This is a genomic window from Paenibacillus sp. BGI2013 (assembly GCF_002843485.1).
In the GTDB taxonomy this organism is placed as follows: Bacteria; Bacillota; Bacilli; order Paenibacillales; family Paenibacillaceae; genus Paenibacillus; species Paenibacillus amylolyticus.
The window spans coordinates 688,947-706,101 of sequence record NZ_PJFA01000001.1; the positions used below are offsets into that span (position 1 = coordinate 688,947).

Sequence of the window (17,155 nt, forward strand, 5' to 3'; positions counted from 1 at the left end):
GAAGCCGTTGAAACAGCGACTAACGACAGGAATCATAGCAGGTGTGTTGTTTTTAGGTTTTTGCATGCTGGGCGGACCCTGGTACCATGGTTTGGTATTGCTTATGGCTCTCATCGGTTATTATGAATTTGTTAAAATGACCGGGGTGATGCCTTTTTCAGGTGTGGCCCTGATTGGATATGCTGGTGTGTTTGCCATTGTGTTTCCTTGGGAAATGTTTTGGGAGGCAAGACCGCTATCCTTATTTCAGGTCATCTGGATAGTAATGCTTGTACTGATGACAGCTTCGGTTGTCACCAAAAATAAGGTTCCCGTGAATACAGTGGCCATGCTTTTCCTCGGCGTGTTGTATATAGGGATCGGTTTCTATTACATTGCAGAATCCAGACATCTGCATCATGGGTTGTTCTGGACGTTCCTGTTGCTGGGCTCCATATGGGCCAGTGATGCAGGAGCTTATTTTGTAGGGAAACTCATTGGTAAAAACAAACTGTGGCCTTCTATCAGTCCAAACAAAACTATAGAGGGTGCACTGGGTGGCATCGTAATTGCAATTGTTACTTCTGTTATTTTTGCATTAGTATCAGATGGTTTGCTTTCCTGGCAGAGAGCGATTGTGATCGGAATTGCCTGTGCAGTTGTAGGTCAGATGGGTGACTTGATCCAGTCTGCATACAAACGTGTATATAATATCAAGGATTCAGGCAGTCTTCTCCCAGGGCATGGAGGCATTCTTGATCGGTGCGACAGCTGGATTGTTGTTTTTCCATTCGTACATATACTAATGCTACTGCCCTACTAAAGAAGAACATGAGTCTGAGATAACAGCATTGTTCGCCGTAGGCATTGGATAATTAAAGATGAGGTGCAGCATGAAAAAAATTGCGATTCTTGGGTCAACCGGTTCCATTGGAACCCAGACACTGGATGTAGTTGACATGCATCCAGAACTCTTTCAAGTGGAGGGACTGGCTGCCGGAGGCAATACAGACCTGCTGATCGAACAAACCAAACGTTACCGGCCGAACAAAGTATCAGTGGGGTCCAAAGAACTGGCGGAGAAGATAGCTCCACATTTGCCAGCAGGAACGCAACTATTTTATGGCAACGAAGGACTCGTAGAAGTTGCGGCAGGAACCGATGCGCATACGGTTGTTACAGCGGTGGTGGGCAGTATTGGATTGGAGTCAACGCTTGCTGCCATAGATGCAGGCAAACAGATCGGACTGGCCAATAAGGAGACATTGGTTACAGCGGGGCATATCGTTACGACAAGAGCGGCTGCCAAAGGAGTCTCTTTACTGCCCGTTGATAGTGAGCACTCTGCGATATTCCAATGTTTAAATGGTGAAAACAGAGAACGCCTGACAGGCATCACGCTCACCGCTTCAGGTGGATCATTCCGTGATCTTACCCGTGAACAGTTGAAGAACGTGACTATAGAGGATGCACTTAAACATCCGAATTGGTCAATGGGCTCCAAAATCACGATAGACTCGGCAACGATGGTTAACAAGGGTCTTGAGGTCATTGAAGCACATTGGTTATTTGGTCTTCGATATGATCAGATTAATGTATTGCTTCACCCAGAGAGTGTTATTCATTCATATGTGGAATTTGATGACACAAGCATCATCGCACAACTGGGGAATCCGGATATGCGAGTTCCAATTCAATATGCACTGACTTACCCTGACCGCTTGCCATCACCAGCACAGCGTCTGTCTCTTGCTCAAGCTGGGAAATTACATTTCCGTGATATGGATATGGAACGGTTCCCGTGTTTAAGAATGGCGTATGAGTGTGGTAAAATGGGAGGAACCGCAACAACGGCGTTTAATGCAGCCAACGAGGTTGCTGTAGCCCGTTTCTTGCGTAAAGAGATTTCATTCCTTAAAATAGAAGATATTATTGCTTCTGTGCTGGAAGCACACCACAATGTGGACGAGCCTGATCTGCAGGAGATCGCACGTTGTGATCAGGAGAGCCGTAAGCTTGCGGCCAGTCTGTAATCTCTTTTTTCATAACAAATTGGAAGAAGTGATTCTCTTGTGCGGCATCAGAGAATAATGATAATCTAGAGGGACAGACTGCGGTATGTGCCGTGAAGGAGGATGGATAGGGATTGGAAACCATACAAGTGGTATTTCTAACGGTGCTCATGTTCTTTGTCATCGTGACGGTTCATGAATGGGGGCATTATTATTTTGCCAAACGCGCCGGTATTCTTGTACGGGAGTTTGCGATCGGTTTTGGTCCCAAATTGTTCTCATATAAAAGAAACGAGACCCAGTTTACATTGCGTTTGTTGCCTTTTGGTGGATATGCACGGATGGCAGGGGAAGATCCGGAACTGGTAGAGATCCAGGAAGGACAGACCATTGCGGTAAGATCAGCGGATGACCAGGTGAAGATGATCTATCTGGACCAGCTGGATAACCGTAAAAATGTAATACGTGGTGAAGTCATCTCCATTGATATGGAGAGAGCGCTGAAGCTTCAACTCGATGTAGATGGAGAGATTCAGGAGTATCGTATTCATCCTCAAGCAATGTTGGTAAGTCGAGGTAAACAAACGCAGATTGCACCGAAAGATCGTCAATTCGGCAGCAAAACTGTTGGACAGCGTGCATTGGCTATTTTTGCGGGCCCACTCATGAACTTTATCTTGGCCTTTGTGCTGTTTGCTGTATATGCGCAGATGGCAGGAGTTCCAGTGGAAAATCCAAAAAATCTTGTAATTGGTGAAGTGCTTGAAGGTGGGGCAGCGGATCAGGCGAACCTGCAAAAGGGCGATATTATCGAAACCATCAATGGTACTGCAATTGGTACGGATTCACAAAAAATGGTGTCGATGATTGCCGATTCCAAAGACAAGCCGATGGAATGGACGCTGCGCCGGGGTTCGGATACGTTTAATATAACGATTACTCCACGTGCTGTAGAAGGACAAGAGGGCGGTAAAGTGGGAATTGTACCTACGTTACCAACCCGATCTGTTGGATTTGTAGAGACATTTAAAGTCTCAGGCGTGGCCATGGTTGACACAACCAAAATAATATTTGAAGGTTTTAAACATCTGATCAATCAGTTCAACATGGATGATATTGGTGGTCCAGTTCGCACATTTGAAGTGACAGGACAAATTGCTAAACAAGGGATTGAGCAGTTAACGAGATGGGCAGCAATTTTGAGTCTATACCTTGGGATTTTCAACTTGCTACCAATACCTGCATTGGACGGCAGCCGTCTGGTATTTTTGGGAATTGAAGCGCTGCGCGGCAGACCTGTTGATCCCAATCGCGAAGGCATGGTGCATTTCGTCGGATTTGCGATGTTGTTTGTGTTGATGCTGGCAGTAACTTACAATGATATATTACGTTTAATTAACGGATAATTACGGTTGGACTACGCTCTGGACATTCAGAGATAGTCGTTATGGGAGGACGCTGGAGTCTTATGTCAAAGGAAAATGATAAACAGTTCGTGACTGAAATCACACCACAGGGTGAGGATTTCTCACGCTGGTACATTGATGTTATCAAAAAAGCTGATCTCATGGACTATGCACCCGTACGCGGTTGTATTGTGTTCAAACCAGACGGCTTTGAAATCTGGGAACATATTAAGGATGAGTTGGATCGTCGTTTCCGGGAAACGGGTCATCGCAATGCGTACTTCCCGATGTTCATTCCTGAGAGCTTCTTTCAAAAGGAAAAAGAGCACGTGGAAGGTTTTAACCCTGAATTACCATGGGTTACGGAAGCTGGCGGAGAGAAGCTGGAAGAACGTCTGGCAATCCGTCCTACATCCGAAACGATTATTGGTCACATGTATTCCAAGTGGATTCAGTCTTATCGGGATCTTCCGGTACTGATCAACCAGTGGGCTAACGTAGTTCGTTGGGAAAAAAGAACGTTGCCTTTCCTTCGCACAAGTGAGTTCCTGTGGCAGGAAGGTCATACAGCGCATGAGACGGAAGAAGAAGCACGTGAAGAAACGATGAAAATGCTTCAGATTTATCGTGAAGTGGTTGAGGAATACTTGGCTATTCCTGTAATTGTGGGTCAGAAAACCAAGTCCGAGAAGTTTGCGGGTGCGGTGGATACCTACTCGATCGAAGCCATGATGAAGGATGGACGTGCAGTACAAGCAGGTACATCTCACTACATGGGGACGAACTTTGCAAAAGCATTTGAAATCCAGTATCTTAGCCGGAATAATGTGCTGGAGCTGGCTTACACTACTTCATGGGGAGTAAGCACACGTTTGATCGGTGCATTAATTATGGTTCATGGAGATGACCGTGGTCTCGTACTTCCTCCTAAAGTCGCACCGACTCAAGTGGTCATGATTCCAATTGGACCTCCGAAAACACGTGATGCTGTTGTTGGGCGTGCAGATGAGTTGTTCACTGAGTTGAAAAAAGCTGGAGTCCGTGTGAAAATGGATGATCGCAGCGATGTTCGCCCAGGTTGGAAATTCAATGAATACGAGATGCGCGGTGTTCCGATTCGTCTAGAGATTGGTCCACGTGATATGGAAAATGGCGTTTGTGTACTCGTATCACGGATCACAGGTGAGAAGAAAGTGGTAGAACAAGCAAACCTGGTAGAAGAGATCCAGGCTATGCTGACACAGATCCAGGTAGATATGTTAGAGCGTGCTCGCACATTTATGTCGGATAACTTCTACTCCGTGGATACACTCGATGAGATGAAAGAACTGATGGAAAATAAACGCGGGTTTACACTGGCCGGATGGTGCGGTTCGGAAACTTGCGAAGATAAAGTAAGAGAAGTCACAGGTGCAACAAGCCGGAACATTCCGTTCCAGCCTGCGGAAGAAAAGCATACGTGCCTGGCTTGTGGTGAACAGGCAGAACACACGGTTGTGTTTGCAAGAGCATACTAAGTCAGGGTCACATGACTATATACATTGAACTAAACATTTACATGAGAACGTAGAGAACAGAAATAACCTGAAGAAGCGGAGCTAAAAGCTTTCTGAAAGAAAGCTACATCGGAAGCATACACTGCGCCTTTATCCCCGGATTTTCCCCTTTGTAAATGGGAATCAAAAAATCTGGGGGTAACAGCGATCGGAAGGTTGTTCTGTTATCGGAGTGGTAAGTGTAAATATCTTTTTGTTCAATGTATATAATGGCACGTACGGACTGTAAGAGTAATGAATGGAGAGCTTCTGTCGGATAAAATGAGTCGGTGCGAGTTCGGATCGGTGACATTTTTGAATGCAGGGGCTTTTCATGCTTTAAGGGGGTACAAGGAGGAACACGATGAGCGGATTCGAGGAGAAAAGAAAACGGTTTGAGTTGTTGATGAAACAGGCAGAGCTTCCGGCTGGTCTGTTAGAGCCCTATTTTTTGGATGGATGGATTGAACAAGTAGAGACCAATCGAAGTAATCGGGATTGGAATATTCTGATTGCAAAGGATACGTTGGTACCCGCTCCAATCTATCGCACATTTTGCCTGCATATCCAAGAGAAAATGAATCATATCGCCAAAATTTCATTTGGCTTCAAATACACGGACCAAGTACAAAATGGTGATATCGTCAGTGAATATTGGAATCTCTTTCTGGAGTGGGTTACCCGTGAGATTCCATCTGTAAATGGTTGGATGAACCGGACAACCTTTGAATGTGAAGAGGATCTCCTACAACTGACAATGAGTGATGCAACGTCGATGGAATTGGCTCGTAAGAAACAGATAGATCAGGCTATTACGAAATTCTATGAAAAATACTTTCATCTACCTCTTCGCATCAAGATGCAAGTGGGTGAAGTGGGAAGCAATAAAGAGGCCATGGAACAGTTCCAAGCCCAAAAACGTGTAGAAGAACTTGAGGTCATCGAGAAGATGATGAGTGAAGTGGACACAGAAATCCCGGTGGATGAGGAGCAGGGTGATCTGCGTTTGCAAATGGGTTATGACATCAAGGAACCTGCAGTACCTATGCAGGAAATCCAGGATGAAGAGAAAAAGGTCACGCTTCAAGGTTCGGTGTTTGGACTGGATCGTAAAGAACTGCGAAACGGAAATACGTTGTTTACCTTCTACCTGACCGACTTCACGGACTCCATGCAAATGAAGATGTTTGCCAAAACAAAAGAGGATGTTAAAATTCTCAGTTTGTTGGCTAACGGTAAATGGGTAAAAGTGCGTGGTCGTGTAGAATATGACCGGTTTATGCAAATTCCTGAACTGGCCATGATTCCATCGGATTTGATTGAAGTTAAAGCACCGCCGTCTCGCAAAGATAATGCACCAGAGAAACGGGTGGAGTTCCATTTGCACTCTACGATGAGTACGATGGATGCTGTAACTTCAATCGACAAATACGTGAAAATGGCAGCAGAGTGGGGACATAAGGCGATTGCAGTCACTGATCATGGTGGGGTGCAGGTATATCCCGAGGCTTCCAAGGCTGCTAAGAAAAACGGGATTAAAATGATCTACGGCCTCGAGGCCAATGTCGTGAATGACTCTGTTGCCGTTGTAATGGCTCCTCAGCCATTGGATCTCCAAACAGCAACATACATCGTATTTGATATCGAGACCACAGGTTTGTCGGTAACACAGAACAAAATCATTGAGATTGCAGCCGTGAAGATGCAAGATGGTAAAGAAATCGACCGGTTTGCAACGTTTGTGAATCCGCATGAACGCATTCCCTACAACATTCAGCAGTTGACCAATATTAATGATGACATGGTAAAAGACGCACCTGAGCTGGAGCCTGTCATTCGTGAGTTTGTGCAGTTTGCTGGTGATGGTGTGCTTGTTGCGCATAATGCACGTTTTGATATGGGCTTTATCCAGGCTTCGCTGAAGCAAATTGGAATGCCAGAGCTTCCTAACCCTGTCCTTGACACGTTGGAACTGGCGCGATTGTTATTTCCAAAAAATAAGAACCACCGTCTGAATACGATGGCAGATAAATATAAGGTTGGACTTGAAAGTCATCACCGTGCCATTGATGATACGATTGCACTCGCGGGTATACTGATCGGATTATTAAATGATGCTGCTCAGATGAAAGGGTTAACGAGGCTTGATCGCTTGAACGATTATGTAGGTGTCGACTTGTCGAATACAAGACCTTTCCATTGTGGAATCTATGCATTGAATGATGTCGGTAAGAAAAATCTATACAAGCTGGTATCTCTCTCTCATACGGAACATTTCAAGCGGGTACCGTGCATTCCCAAATCAAAACTGATTAATTTGCGTGAAGGGCTTGTTATTATATCGGGCTGTGAAAAAGGGGAGTTTTTCGAAGCGGTGCTTAACAAATCGCTCGAAGAAGCGGAAGAGATCGCTGAGTTCTATGACATACTGGAGATCCAACCACTTACCATGTATATGCATTTGGTGGATAAAGGGTTGGTGGCTACACCCGAAGAAATCAAAACAGCGATCCGTAAAGTCATCGATATAGGTGTAAAATTTAATAAACCAGTCATAGCCACAGGTAACGTGCACTATTTGGAACCGCGTGACAAGTTATATCGGGATATTACCATTCACGGAATTACAGGTTTTAGTCCACTCAAAGATCAACGTAAACCGGATGCACATTTCAGAACGACAGAGGAAATGCTGGAAGAGTTCCAGTTCCTGGGCCAAGATAAAGCTTACGAAGTCGTTGTTACAAATACGGTAGAGTTATCTGACCGCTTTGAGGAAATTAAGTTATTCCCGGACAAATTGTTTACTCCAATTCTGGAAGGTGCGGACGAAGAAATCCGTAATACCTGCTATGACACTGCCAAGTCTATCTATGGCGAGGAATTACCAGAAGTAATAGTTGCACGACTAGAGAAAGAGCTCATTCCAATTATTAAATACGGTTTTTCTGCCAACTATCTGATCTCGGAACGCTTGGTTAAAAAATCGAATCAGGATGGTTACCTCGTAGGTTCGCGGGGATCGGTTGGCTCCTCTGTTGTTGCTACATTCCTGGGTATATCCGAGGTTAATCCACTACCTGCTCATTATATTTGTGTGAATTCAGAATGCAAACACAGCGAGTGGTTCCTGGACGGCAGTGTTCGGAGTGGATTTGACCTTCCAGAGAAAGAGTGTCCGGATTGTGGTGGCACACTTAAAGGAGAAGGCCAGGATATTCCGTTTGAGACCTTCCTTGGATTTAAAGGAGATAAAGTTCCCGATATTGACTTGAACTTCTCTGGTGATTATCAGCCTCATGCTCATAACTATACGAAAGTACTATTTAGTGAGAAGAGTGTTTTCCGTGCGGGGACCATCGGTACGGTGGCTGAGAAAACAGCATTTGGTTTTGCCAAGAAGTACGAGGAACATCATCAGAAGAAATGGCGTGGAGCTGAATTGAATCGTTTGGCCTCTGGCTGTACTGGGGTGAAACGGAGTACTGGTCAGCATCCCGGTGGTATTGTCGTAGTACCTGATTATATCGAGGTCGAAGACGTTACACCTGTTCAGTTTCCGGCTGACGACGTTAATGCGGAGTGGAAAACGACACACTTTGATTATCATGCTTTTGAAGAAAACTTGCTGAAACTTGATATTCTGGGGCACGATGATCCAACTATGATGCGGATGTTGCAGGATTTGACAGGGGTCGATCCAACGACCATTCCGATGAATGATCCGAAAGTCATGAGCATGTTTAACTCAACCGAAGCTTTGGGTGTTACACCGGAACAGATTAGGTCGCCAGTCGCGACGTTTGGCGTGCCGGAGATGGGAACGAAGTTTGTACGTCAGATGCTTGTTGAATCCCAGCCGACGTCTTTTGCCGATTTACTGCAGATTTCCGGATTGTCCCATGGTACAGGGGTATGGCTTGGAAACGCTCAGGATCTGATTAAGAACGGAACGTGTAACATTAAGACGGTAATTGGTTGTCGGGATGATATCATGTTATTTCTGATCTATAAAACGGGAATGGACGCAAGTCTGGCATTTAAGATTACCGAGAGTGTTCGTAAAGGACGGGGTCTGCCACAGGAATGGATTGACGAGATGAAGAATTGTAAAGTGCCTCAATGGTACATTGATTCATGCCTCAAAATCCAGTACATGTTCCCGAAGGCTCACGCGGCCGCTTATGTTATTTCGGCAGTACGTACGGCGTTTTTCAAGCTGTATCATCCGATTGAATATTACGCAACTTACTTTACCGTTCGTGCGGATGAGATTGATATCGAACTGATGTGTCAGGGATATGACGCGATCTATCGCAAAATTACGGAAATTGAGCAATTAGGTTTCCAGGCACCTCCAAAAGAGAAAAACATGTTACCTGTCCTGGAAATGGGTCTGGAAATGGCAGCACGCGGATTCTCGCTGAAATCCATTGACTTATACCGTTCAGAAGCGACAAAGTTCATCGTTGACGGAAAAACACTAATCCCTCCATTTTCAGCTTTGGCAGGAATCGGGGATAATGCAGCTCGCAATATTGCTGCGGCAAGAGATCATGGTGAATTCCTGTCGGTGGAAGACTTCCAGCAGAAGTCGAAAGCAAGTAAGACCATTGTTGAACTCCTGTCGAATATGGGATGTTTCCGTGGCTTGCCAGAGAGCAATCAGCTTTCCCTTTTCTAGGATTGAATTTGGATCTAACCATAGCGATTGTTGAGGGAACGTAATTTTTCCTTCATTAGTAAGTAAACTGCCTGAAGCATCGCTTACTTGTCACTATTACCAGACTATGTTATAATTTTTGAAGTGAACGAGATAGTACGAATTTCTAAAGAGTGGGGAAACCCACTCTTTAGTCTTTGGTATACAAGAATCTTGGGTATTGAATAATCTGCCAGTGCTTTTTTTGCTGGTGTAACCTAAGTTGGAGGTTATTGGTTTTGAGCACAACGAACATTAAATCTACCGTGGAAGAAATGATCCAACCCTACTTGAACGAACAAGGCTTCGAGCTGGTTGACATCGAATACGTCAAAGAAGGCAGCAACTGGTTTTTACGGGTGTATGTCGACAAAGAGGGTGGCATCGACATCGACGATTGTGTCTTGATCAGCGAAAAGCTGAGCGCCAAGCTGGATGAGAACGATCCGATTCCAACCATCTATTTCCTTGAAGTGTCTTCTCCCGGTGCGGAGCGTCCACTGAAAAAACCTGAGGACGTTACCAAAGCTGTAGGCAAAAATGTTTTTGTTACAACCTACGAGCCGGTGAACGGATTGAAGGAATTTGAAGGCAAGCTGCTTTCCTTTGATGACGATGAACTCGTGATCGAAGCAGGCAAAAAACAGCATGCCATTTCTTATGATAAGGTTGCCAGTGCGCGCCTAGCTATTTTGTTTTAAGTGCCTTGTTCACTTTATTAATGAAAAAGACACATCTCACGATAACGGCAAGGTGCTCATGAGTTCAGAGCCTTTCGCCGTTTTACGTATGAGATGCCATGTTTGAAAGGGGGATCAACATTCATGAGTACGGATTTTATTGAAGCAATGAATGAATTGGAACGGGAAAAAGGGATCAGCAAGGATGTGCTGTTTGAAGCGATCGAGGCTGCACTAATTTCCAGCTACAAGCGGAATTTCAACACGGCCCAGAATGTGCGTGTTGACATGAACCGTAATACGGGAGTTATTCGGGTGTATGCCCGTAAATTGATCGTGGAAGAAGTCCTGGATTCACGTACCGAAATTTCATTGCCTGCTGCACGAGAAATCAACCCACACTTCCAGCTGGAAGATATTGCGGAGATTGAAGTTACGCCGCGTGATTTCGGACGTATCGCGGCACAAACTGCCAAACAGGTAGTGACCCAGCGGATTCGTGAAGCCGAACGCGGCCTGATCTACAACGCTTTCGTAGATAAGGAAGAAGATATCGTTACGGGAGTGGTGCAGCGTCAGGATTTGCGCAATATCTACATCGATCTGGGCAAAATCGAAGCGGCTTTACCGCTGACCGAATTGATGCCGAACGAGAAGTTTGTTCATGGTGACCGTATTAAGGCGTATATCACCAAGGTCGAGAATACGACGAAAGGGCCGCAAATCATTTTGTCCCGTACCCATCCGGGCCTCTTGAAACGTCTCTTTGAACTGGAAGTGCCTGAGATCTTTGACGGTGTAGTTGAAATTCGCTCCGTCGCTCGCGAAGCAGGGTTCCGCTCCAAGATTGCCGTTCATTCCCGCAACGAGGAAGTTGATCCAGTTGGATCTTGTGTAGGTCCTAGGGGAATGCGCGTGCAGACCATTGTGGGTGAGCTGCGCGGTGAAAAAATCGACATCGTTCGTTTCTCCGATCAGGTAGACGAATATGTTGCTAATGCACTGAGTCCTTCCAAAGTATTGGAAGTTCATGTATTTGAGGAAGAAAAGATGGCTCGGGTTATCGTTCCGGACTATCAACTGTCCCTCGCAATTGGTATCAAAGGCCAAAATGCCAGATTGGCAGCCAAATTAACCGGCTGGAAAATCGACATTAAGAGCGAGAGCCAGGCGGAACAGGAATTCGGCAGAGAAAAAGATTCTTCTTCTGAAATGCATCAGGATTCCGTCTCCGTCGACTAAAGTAAAGTACGGGGGGCGCTGACGTATGAAACCAAAAAAAGTGCCGCTGCGCAAATGTGTGGCATGCCAAGAAATGATGCCCAAAAAGCAGCTGATTCGCATTGTTAAAACGCCAGAGGATGAAGTGCTGATCGATTTGACTGGCAAAAAATCCGGACGTGGTGCCTATTTATGCGGCAAAGAGTCCTGTTTTAAGCTCGCACTCAAAAACCGGGCTTTGGATCGGGCGTTAAAAGGCAAAGTCTCACCTGAAATTTACGAGCAATTAGCAGCTGACTTCATCGCGGTTGAGGATGAATTCATAGCAGCACAGGAGCGTGAACATGACTAATATTAAAACGCTGTCTTATTTGGGACTCTCTATGCGTGCAGGTAAACTTGTAACAGGTGAAGAAATTGTACTTAAAGCGATCCGTTCTTCCGAAGCTAAAATGGTTATTGTTGCGGGTGACGCCTCAGCCAATACACAAAAGAAATTTCGCGATAAATGCGGAACTTATAAGGTTCCTCTGTTGATCGGATTTGACCGGGATAGTCTGGGTTCAAGTATCGGTAAAGACACGCGTGTTGTTCTTGCAGTAACGGATCGAGGGTTTGCAAAAATGATCTCCAAGCAAGTCGGTATAATGTCGGAGGTGGAGTATATTGAGTAAACAGGAAAACAAGGATAAATTGCGGGTTTATGAATATGCGAAGTCCCTTAATATGAGTAGTAAAGAAATTATAACCATTCTTAAAAAGCTGGAAATTCCCGTAAACAATCATATGAGTGTCATGGAGAATGGTTCAGTCGGTAAGGTGGAACAATTTTTTAAAGATATAAAATCCACTGCTGCTTCGAAACAAGGCAACGATGCAAAACCAGTTGCAACTTCGGCAGTACGTAGTGACAAACCAGTGGACAGCAACAAGCCGGCCGGCGGAGTGAACACGCCGATTAGCAGCAACCCATCCGGTAGTCCCGTACAAACAAAAATACAACAGGAAAAGCAGGTAGGTATGAACAATAGACCAAATTCCAACAATAACAATGGCACTCAAAGACCCAGCGGCCAAGACAGTCGCAACAGAACGAACTCTTCCCAAGGCTCAAGCCAAGGAGGACAATCAACTAACCGTCCAAGACCAGCTCAAGGTGGACAAAGCAGTACTGCATCCCGTCCGCAAGGAACGGGTGGTCAACGTCCGAATAACAGCGGTGGCGGTCAAGTAAGAACTTCAGGCCCTAACAGCGGTGGTAATACAGGTACTGCTGGCAACCGTAGCGGTGGCCAAGGTCAGAGCCAAGGACAAGGCCAACGTAGAAGCGGCCCAGGTGGTACTACTGGCAGCAACAACAATAGTGGTAACCGTTCGAACAGCGGTGGCGGTGGACGTCGTTATGATGACAACCGTGGCGGTAACTTCCGTGGTAACCGTGGTGGCAAGAACAACCGCAACAGAAATCAACAACAGTACCAACAACGTGAGAAAATTGATAACACACCTAAGAAAATCATCGTTCGTGGTGATATGACCGTTGGTGAAACAGCGAAGTTGCTCCATAAGGATGCTTCCGAAGTTATCAAAAAGCTCATCGCTATGGGTGTTATGGCAACAATCAACCAAGAGCTTGATATCGAAACGATCCTTCTGCTTTCAGGTGAATTCGGTGTTGAGGTTGAAGTGAAGATTGTGCTTGAAGATGACCGTTTCGAAACACTGGAAGAGAATGATGATGCTGCTGACTTGCAGGCTCGTCCACCAGTAGTTACGATCATGGGTCACGTTGACCATGGTAAAACTACTTTGCTGGATGCGATTCGTTCCACGAATGTATCCGATGGCGAAGCAGGCGGAATCACGCAACATATCGGTGCTTATCAAGTTGAAATTAACAACAAAAAAATCACGTTCCTGGATACTCCGGGTCACGAAGCGTTTACAGCGATGCGTGCACGTGGCGCACAAGTTACGGATATGACGATTATTGTCGTAGCTGCGGATGACGGTGTTATGCCACAGACCATTGAGGCGATTAACCATGCCAAAGCTGCTGGGCTACCAATCATCGTTGCTGTCAACAAAATTGACAAGCCGGGCGCTGATCCAGATAAAGTGAAACAAGAATTAACCAGCTATGAACTCGTTCCGGAAGAGTGGGGCGGAGATACCATCTTTGTTAACGTGTCAGCGAAACAAAGAATGGGTCTGGAAGGTCTGCTTGAAATGATTCTGCTCGTTGCAGAAGTGAATGAATACAAAGCGAACCCGGACAAACGTGCCCGTGGTACAGTGATTGAAGCCGAGCTGGATAAAGGACGTGGCCCAGTTGCACGTATCCTCGTACAGCACGGTACATTGAAAGTCGGCGATGCTTTCGTTGCAGGTAACTGCTTCGGTCGTGTTCGTGCGATGGTCAATGACAAAGGTCGCAAATTGAAAGAAGCTGGACCTTCAACACCTGTAGAAATCACAGGTCTGACTGAAGTTCCAGGTGCGGGAGATCCATTCATGGTGTTTGAAGATGAGCGCAAAGCGCGTTCCATCGCTGACAAACGTTCGATCACGCAACGTGAATCCGATCTGGGTACGCATACTCGTGTGACGTTGGATGATCTGTTCCAGCACATCAAAGATGGCGAGATCAAAGATCTGAACGTAATCATCAAAGGTGATGTACAAGGTTCGGTTGAAGCATTGAAAGGTTCCCTTGCGAAGATCGAAGTTGAAGGTGTACGCGTGAAAATTATTCATAGCGGCGCTGGTGCAATCACAGAATCCGACATCATTTTAGCTGCAGCATCCAATGCTATCGTGATCGGTTTCAACGTTCGTCCTGATAACCAGGCGAAATCAACTGCAGATCAAGAGCAAGTAGACATTCGTCTGCATCGCGTGATCTACAGTGTTATCGAAGAAATTGAACAAGCGATGAAAGGTATGCTTGATCCGATCTACAAAGAAAAAGTTATCGGTCATGCTGAAGTTCGGAGCACGTTCTCCATCAGTAAAGTGGGTACCATCGCTGGTTGTATGGTTACCTCGGGTAAAATTACGCGTTCTGCGGAAGCACGCCTGATTCGTGATGGCATTGTCCTTTACGAAGGTAAGCTGGATTCCCTGAAACGTTATAAAGATGATGCCAAAGAAGTAGCACAAGGTTACGAGTGCGGTATCACACTTGATAAATATAATGATCTCAAAGAAGGCGACGTTATCGAAGCTTTCATTATGGAGACAGTACAACGATAAGCAAGGAAGCATGAGGTGAACAACAATGGCTAAGATTCGTACAGGTAGAGTGGGCGAGCAGATCAAGAAAGAAATAAGTCTGCTCATCCAGTCTGAACTGAAAGATCCACGTATCGGCTTTATTACGGTAACGGGAGTCGAAGTGACAGGAGACTTGTCGCAAGCCAAAGTTTATCTGAGTGTCTTCGGTGAACAGGAACAAAAAGATAACACGCTGAAAGCTCTGGCAAAAGCAAATGGATTTTTGCGTTCGGAGCTGGGCAAACGTATCCGGTTCCGGCATGTTCCCGAGTTGATATTTAAGATTGACGAATCCATCGCTTATGGCAGCCGAATTGAGAAGCTGCTTGGCGATATTGGTTCCGACAAGAACGAATCCCAGTAACAGAATAGAGGAGACGGCAATGCACACTTATGAACAGGCGCTCCAGGCCGGAAAGCAATTTCTACTGGAGCATGATGATTACCTGGTCGTGTCGCATGTACAGCCGGACGGTGACGCAGTCAGCTCGACGGTAACGGTGGGCTGGCTGCTGTCATGTCTGGGTAAGACATTCACGATGATTAATGAAGGTGAAATCCCCGGGCGCATGCAATTTCTGTGGGAAGCAGGCAACATTGTGAACATGACCGAACAACCACCGCAGCGAAAATATAAAGCTGTTATCTGTGTGGATTGTGCAGACTTTGCCAGAGTAGGTTTGACACGTCATTATTTCGAAGATGATGCTGTTATCTTGAATATTGATCATCACCCTACAAATGACGGTTATGGTACAGTCAACATCATTAAGTCAGATGCTGCTGCTACGGCTGAAATCTTGTTCGATTTTCTTAACCTGTTCCAAGTAACATGGGATCAAGATGTTGCGACGGCAGTTTATACAGGATTGCTTACCGATACAGGTGGATTCCGCTATGCCAACACCAGCCCAAATGTAATGAAAACGGCCTCCAGACTGCTTGAACATGGCGTGAATGGACCCTATCTCGCCCAGACCTTGTTGGAGCAGGTGACTCTTCCGCAAGTTCGGATTTTGAATCAGGCACTATCAAGCCTGCAGATGACAGATGATGGAAAGATAGCCTGGGTTGTTATTACACCAGATGATATGGTGGCTTGTGGAGCAGCTAATGAAGATCTTGAAGGGGTAGTGAACTATCCACGCAACATTCAGGGCGTGGAAGTTGGTATCTTTTTCAAAGTCATCAACGAGAATGCAGTCAAGGTTTCTTTGCGTTCAGCTGGTAAGATTGATGTTGCTGCACTAGCACAGACCTTTGGCGGAGGCGGGCATGTGCTCGCAGCCGGATGTCGTCTGGAAGGCAGACTTGATGATATTGTCGCAAAAGTACTGAAGCAGGTGAATTCACAATGGTAAAGCCATTTGAAGGTGTACTTCCGGTATATAAACCGGCGGGTTTTACTTCTCATGATGTTGTAGCCAAAATGCGTCGCATTCTCAAAATGAAGCGCATTGGGCATACGGGCACACTTGACCCACAAGTTACAGGCGTTCTGCCGCTCTGTCTTGGACGGGCGACACGTGTGGTAGAGTACATGCAGGAGCTTCCGAAGGAATATCTGGCTACGCTCAGACTGGGACTGTCTACTGACACAGAGGATATGACAGGGGAAGTCATTGAGCGGGCTGAAACGACTGTGGAAGTAACACAGGAACAGGTTCAACAGGTGCTTGAGCAGTTTCTGGGCACGATCTCACAGGTACCACCCATGTATTCTGCCGTAAAGGTAGACGGCAAACGTCTTTATGAGCTTGCTCGTGAAGGTAAGACGGTAGAGCGTAAGAGCCGTGAGGTCACAATCTATGAGCTCGAACTTACTGGGATTGAGACTCAGGGTGAGACCACCGATATATCCTTCCGGGCCTTATGTTCAAAAGGAACTTATATTCGGACATTGTGTGTAGACATTGGTCGGCAACTCGGATATCCATCAACCATGGTTCAACTGGAGCGTACGATATCGGCAGGTATCTCTGCAGATCGTTGTCTTCGAATTGAAGAAGTGGAACAACTTATGGCTGACGGGACTTTGGCGGAGGCGCTGATTCCTGTTGACGAGGCTATTGCTTCAATTCCGGCCCATAAGGTTGGAGAAGAACTAACCAAAGGAGCACTGCAAGGTCAGAAACTGTCTGCGCGTCTTCTGGAACCGCCTGTGGAGCAACCTGGTTTGCTGCGGTTGTATGCTCAGGATGGTACGTTTCTGGGGATATTTGAGCGGGATGAACTAAAACCAACGGTGAGGGCAGTTAAAGTCTTTTTGCCGGAATAAAGAGGTTTCGGGCTTGGAGTTGTGGTGATGCTCTAGCTTGGCCTATCTAGTGAAATGCAGGTGAAT

At 45.9% G+C, this 17,155-nt stretch carries 13 protein-coding genes; all 13 read left to right on the forward strand.

Translation table 11 applies throughout. The features are described 5' to 3' along the window. Window positions 1–7: 7 nt before the first annotated feature. The 13 genes from CXK86_RS03085 (at window position 8) to truB (ending at window position 17,089) form a co-directional block, all read left to right on the forward strand. Window positions 8–802 carry a phosphatidate cytidylyltransferase gene (locus tag CXK86_RS03085; protein ID WP_036670385.1) on the forward strand — a complete coding sequence of 265 codons (795 nt, stop codon included), beginning with the start codon at window positions 8–10 and terminating at the stop codon, window positions 800–802. Window positions 803–872: 70 nt separating this feature from the next. Continuing rightward, the gene (locus tag CXK86_RS03090) at window positions 873–2,012 is read left to right on the forward strand and encodes a 1-deoxy-D-xylulose-5-phosphate reductoisomerase (RefSeq protein ID WP_076249807.1); all 1,140 of its coding nucleotides are present in this window, start codon (window positions 873–875) and stop codon (window positions 2,010–2,012) included. A 113-nt stretch (window positions 2,013–2,125) separates the two neighbouring features. Then, window positions 2,126–3,397 (forward strand): RIP metalloprotease RseP, encoded by a 1,272-nt coding sequence (gene rseP / locus CXK86_RS03095; protein ID WP_076249806.1) that lies wholly within the window; start codon window positions 2,126–2,128, stop codon window positions 3,395–3,397. Window positions 3,398–3,459: 62 nt separating this feature from the next. Beyond that, window positions 3,460–4,914 (forward strand): proline--tRNA ligase, encoded by a 1,455-nt coding sequence (gene proS / locus CXK86_RS03100; RefSeq protein ID WP_036670387.1) that lies wholly within the window; start codon window positions 3,460–3,462, stop codon window positions 4,912–4,914. A 382-nt stretch (window positions 4,915–5,296) separates the two neighbouring features. Then, complete coding sequence (locus CXK86_RS03105; protein ID WP_076249805.1) at window positions 5,297–9,616, forward strand: PolC-type DNA polymerase III; 4,320 nt, start codon at window positions 5,297–5,299, stop codon at window positions 9,614–9,616. A gap of 257 nt (window positions 9,617–9,873) precedes the next feature. Continuing rightward, on the forward strand, window positions 9,874–10,335 hold the full coding sequence (gene rimP / locus CXK86_RS03110; protein ID WP_036609311.1) for a ribosome maturation factor RimP: 462 nt from the start codon (window positions 9,874–9,876) through the stop codon (window positions 10,333–10,335). Window positions 10,336–10,458: 123 nt separating this feature from the next. Beyond that, entirely contained in the window at window positions 10,459–11,556 is a 1,098-nt protein-coding gene (nusA, locus tag CXK86_RS03115) for a transcription termination factor NusA (RefSeq protein WP_036609309.1), read from the forward strand. Window positions 11,557–11,581: 25 nt separating this feature from the next. Further along, window positions 11,582–11,887 carry an RNase P modulator RnpM gene (gene rnpM, locus CXK86_RS03120; protein ID WP_036609307.1) on the forward strand — a complete coding sequence of 102 codons (306 nt, stop codon included), beginning with the start codon at window positions 11,582–11,584 and terminating at the stop codon, window positions 11,885–11,887. After that, a complete protein-coding gene (locus tag CXK86_RS03125) occupies window positions 11,880–12,209 on the forward strand; it encodes a L7Ae/L30e/S12e/Gadd45 family ribosomal protein (RefSeq protein WP_017689142.1) in 330 nt (109 codons plus the stop codon). The genes rnpM and CXK86_RS03125 overlap by 8 nt, the downstream gene beginning before the upstream one ends. Next, a complete protein-coding gene (gene infB, locus CXK86_RS03130) occupies window positions 12,202–14,790 on the forward strand; it encodes a translation initiation factor IF-2 (protein ID WP_036609305.1) in 2,589 nt (862 codons plus the stop codon). The genes CXK86_RS03125 and infB overlap by 8 nt, the downstream gene beginning before the upstream one ends. Window positions 14,791–14,815: 25 nt before the next feature. Continuing rightward, the gene (gene rbfA, locus CXK86_RS03135; protein WP_017689140.1) at window positions 14,816–15,175 is read left to right on the forward strand and encodes a 30S ribosome-binding factor RbfA; all 360 of its coding nucleotides are present in this window, start codon (window positions 14,816–14,818) and stop codon (window positions 15,173–15,175) included. A 19-nt stretch (window positions 15,176–15,194) separates the two neighbouring features. Then, on the forward strand, window positions 15,195–16,172 hold the full coding sequence (locus CXK86_RS03140) for a DHH family phosphoesterase (protein WP_076249804.1): 978 nt from the start codon (window positions 15,195–15,197) through the stop codon (window positions 16,170–16,172). Continuing rightward, complete coding sequence (gene truB / locus CXK86_RS03145; RefSeq protein WP_076249803.1) at window positions 16,166–17,089, forward strand: tRNA pseudouridine(55) synthase TruB; 924 nt, start codon at window positions 16,166–16,168, stop codon at window positions 17,087–17,089. The genes CXK86_RS03140 and truB overlap by 7 nt, the downstream gene beginning before the upstream one ends. The last annotated feature ends 66 nt before the right edge of the window (window positions 17,090–17,155 follow it).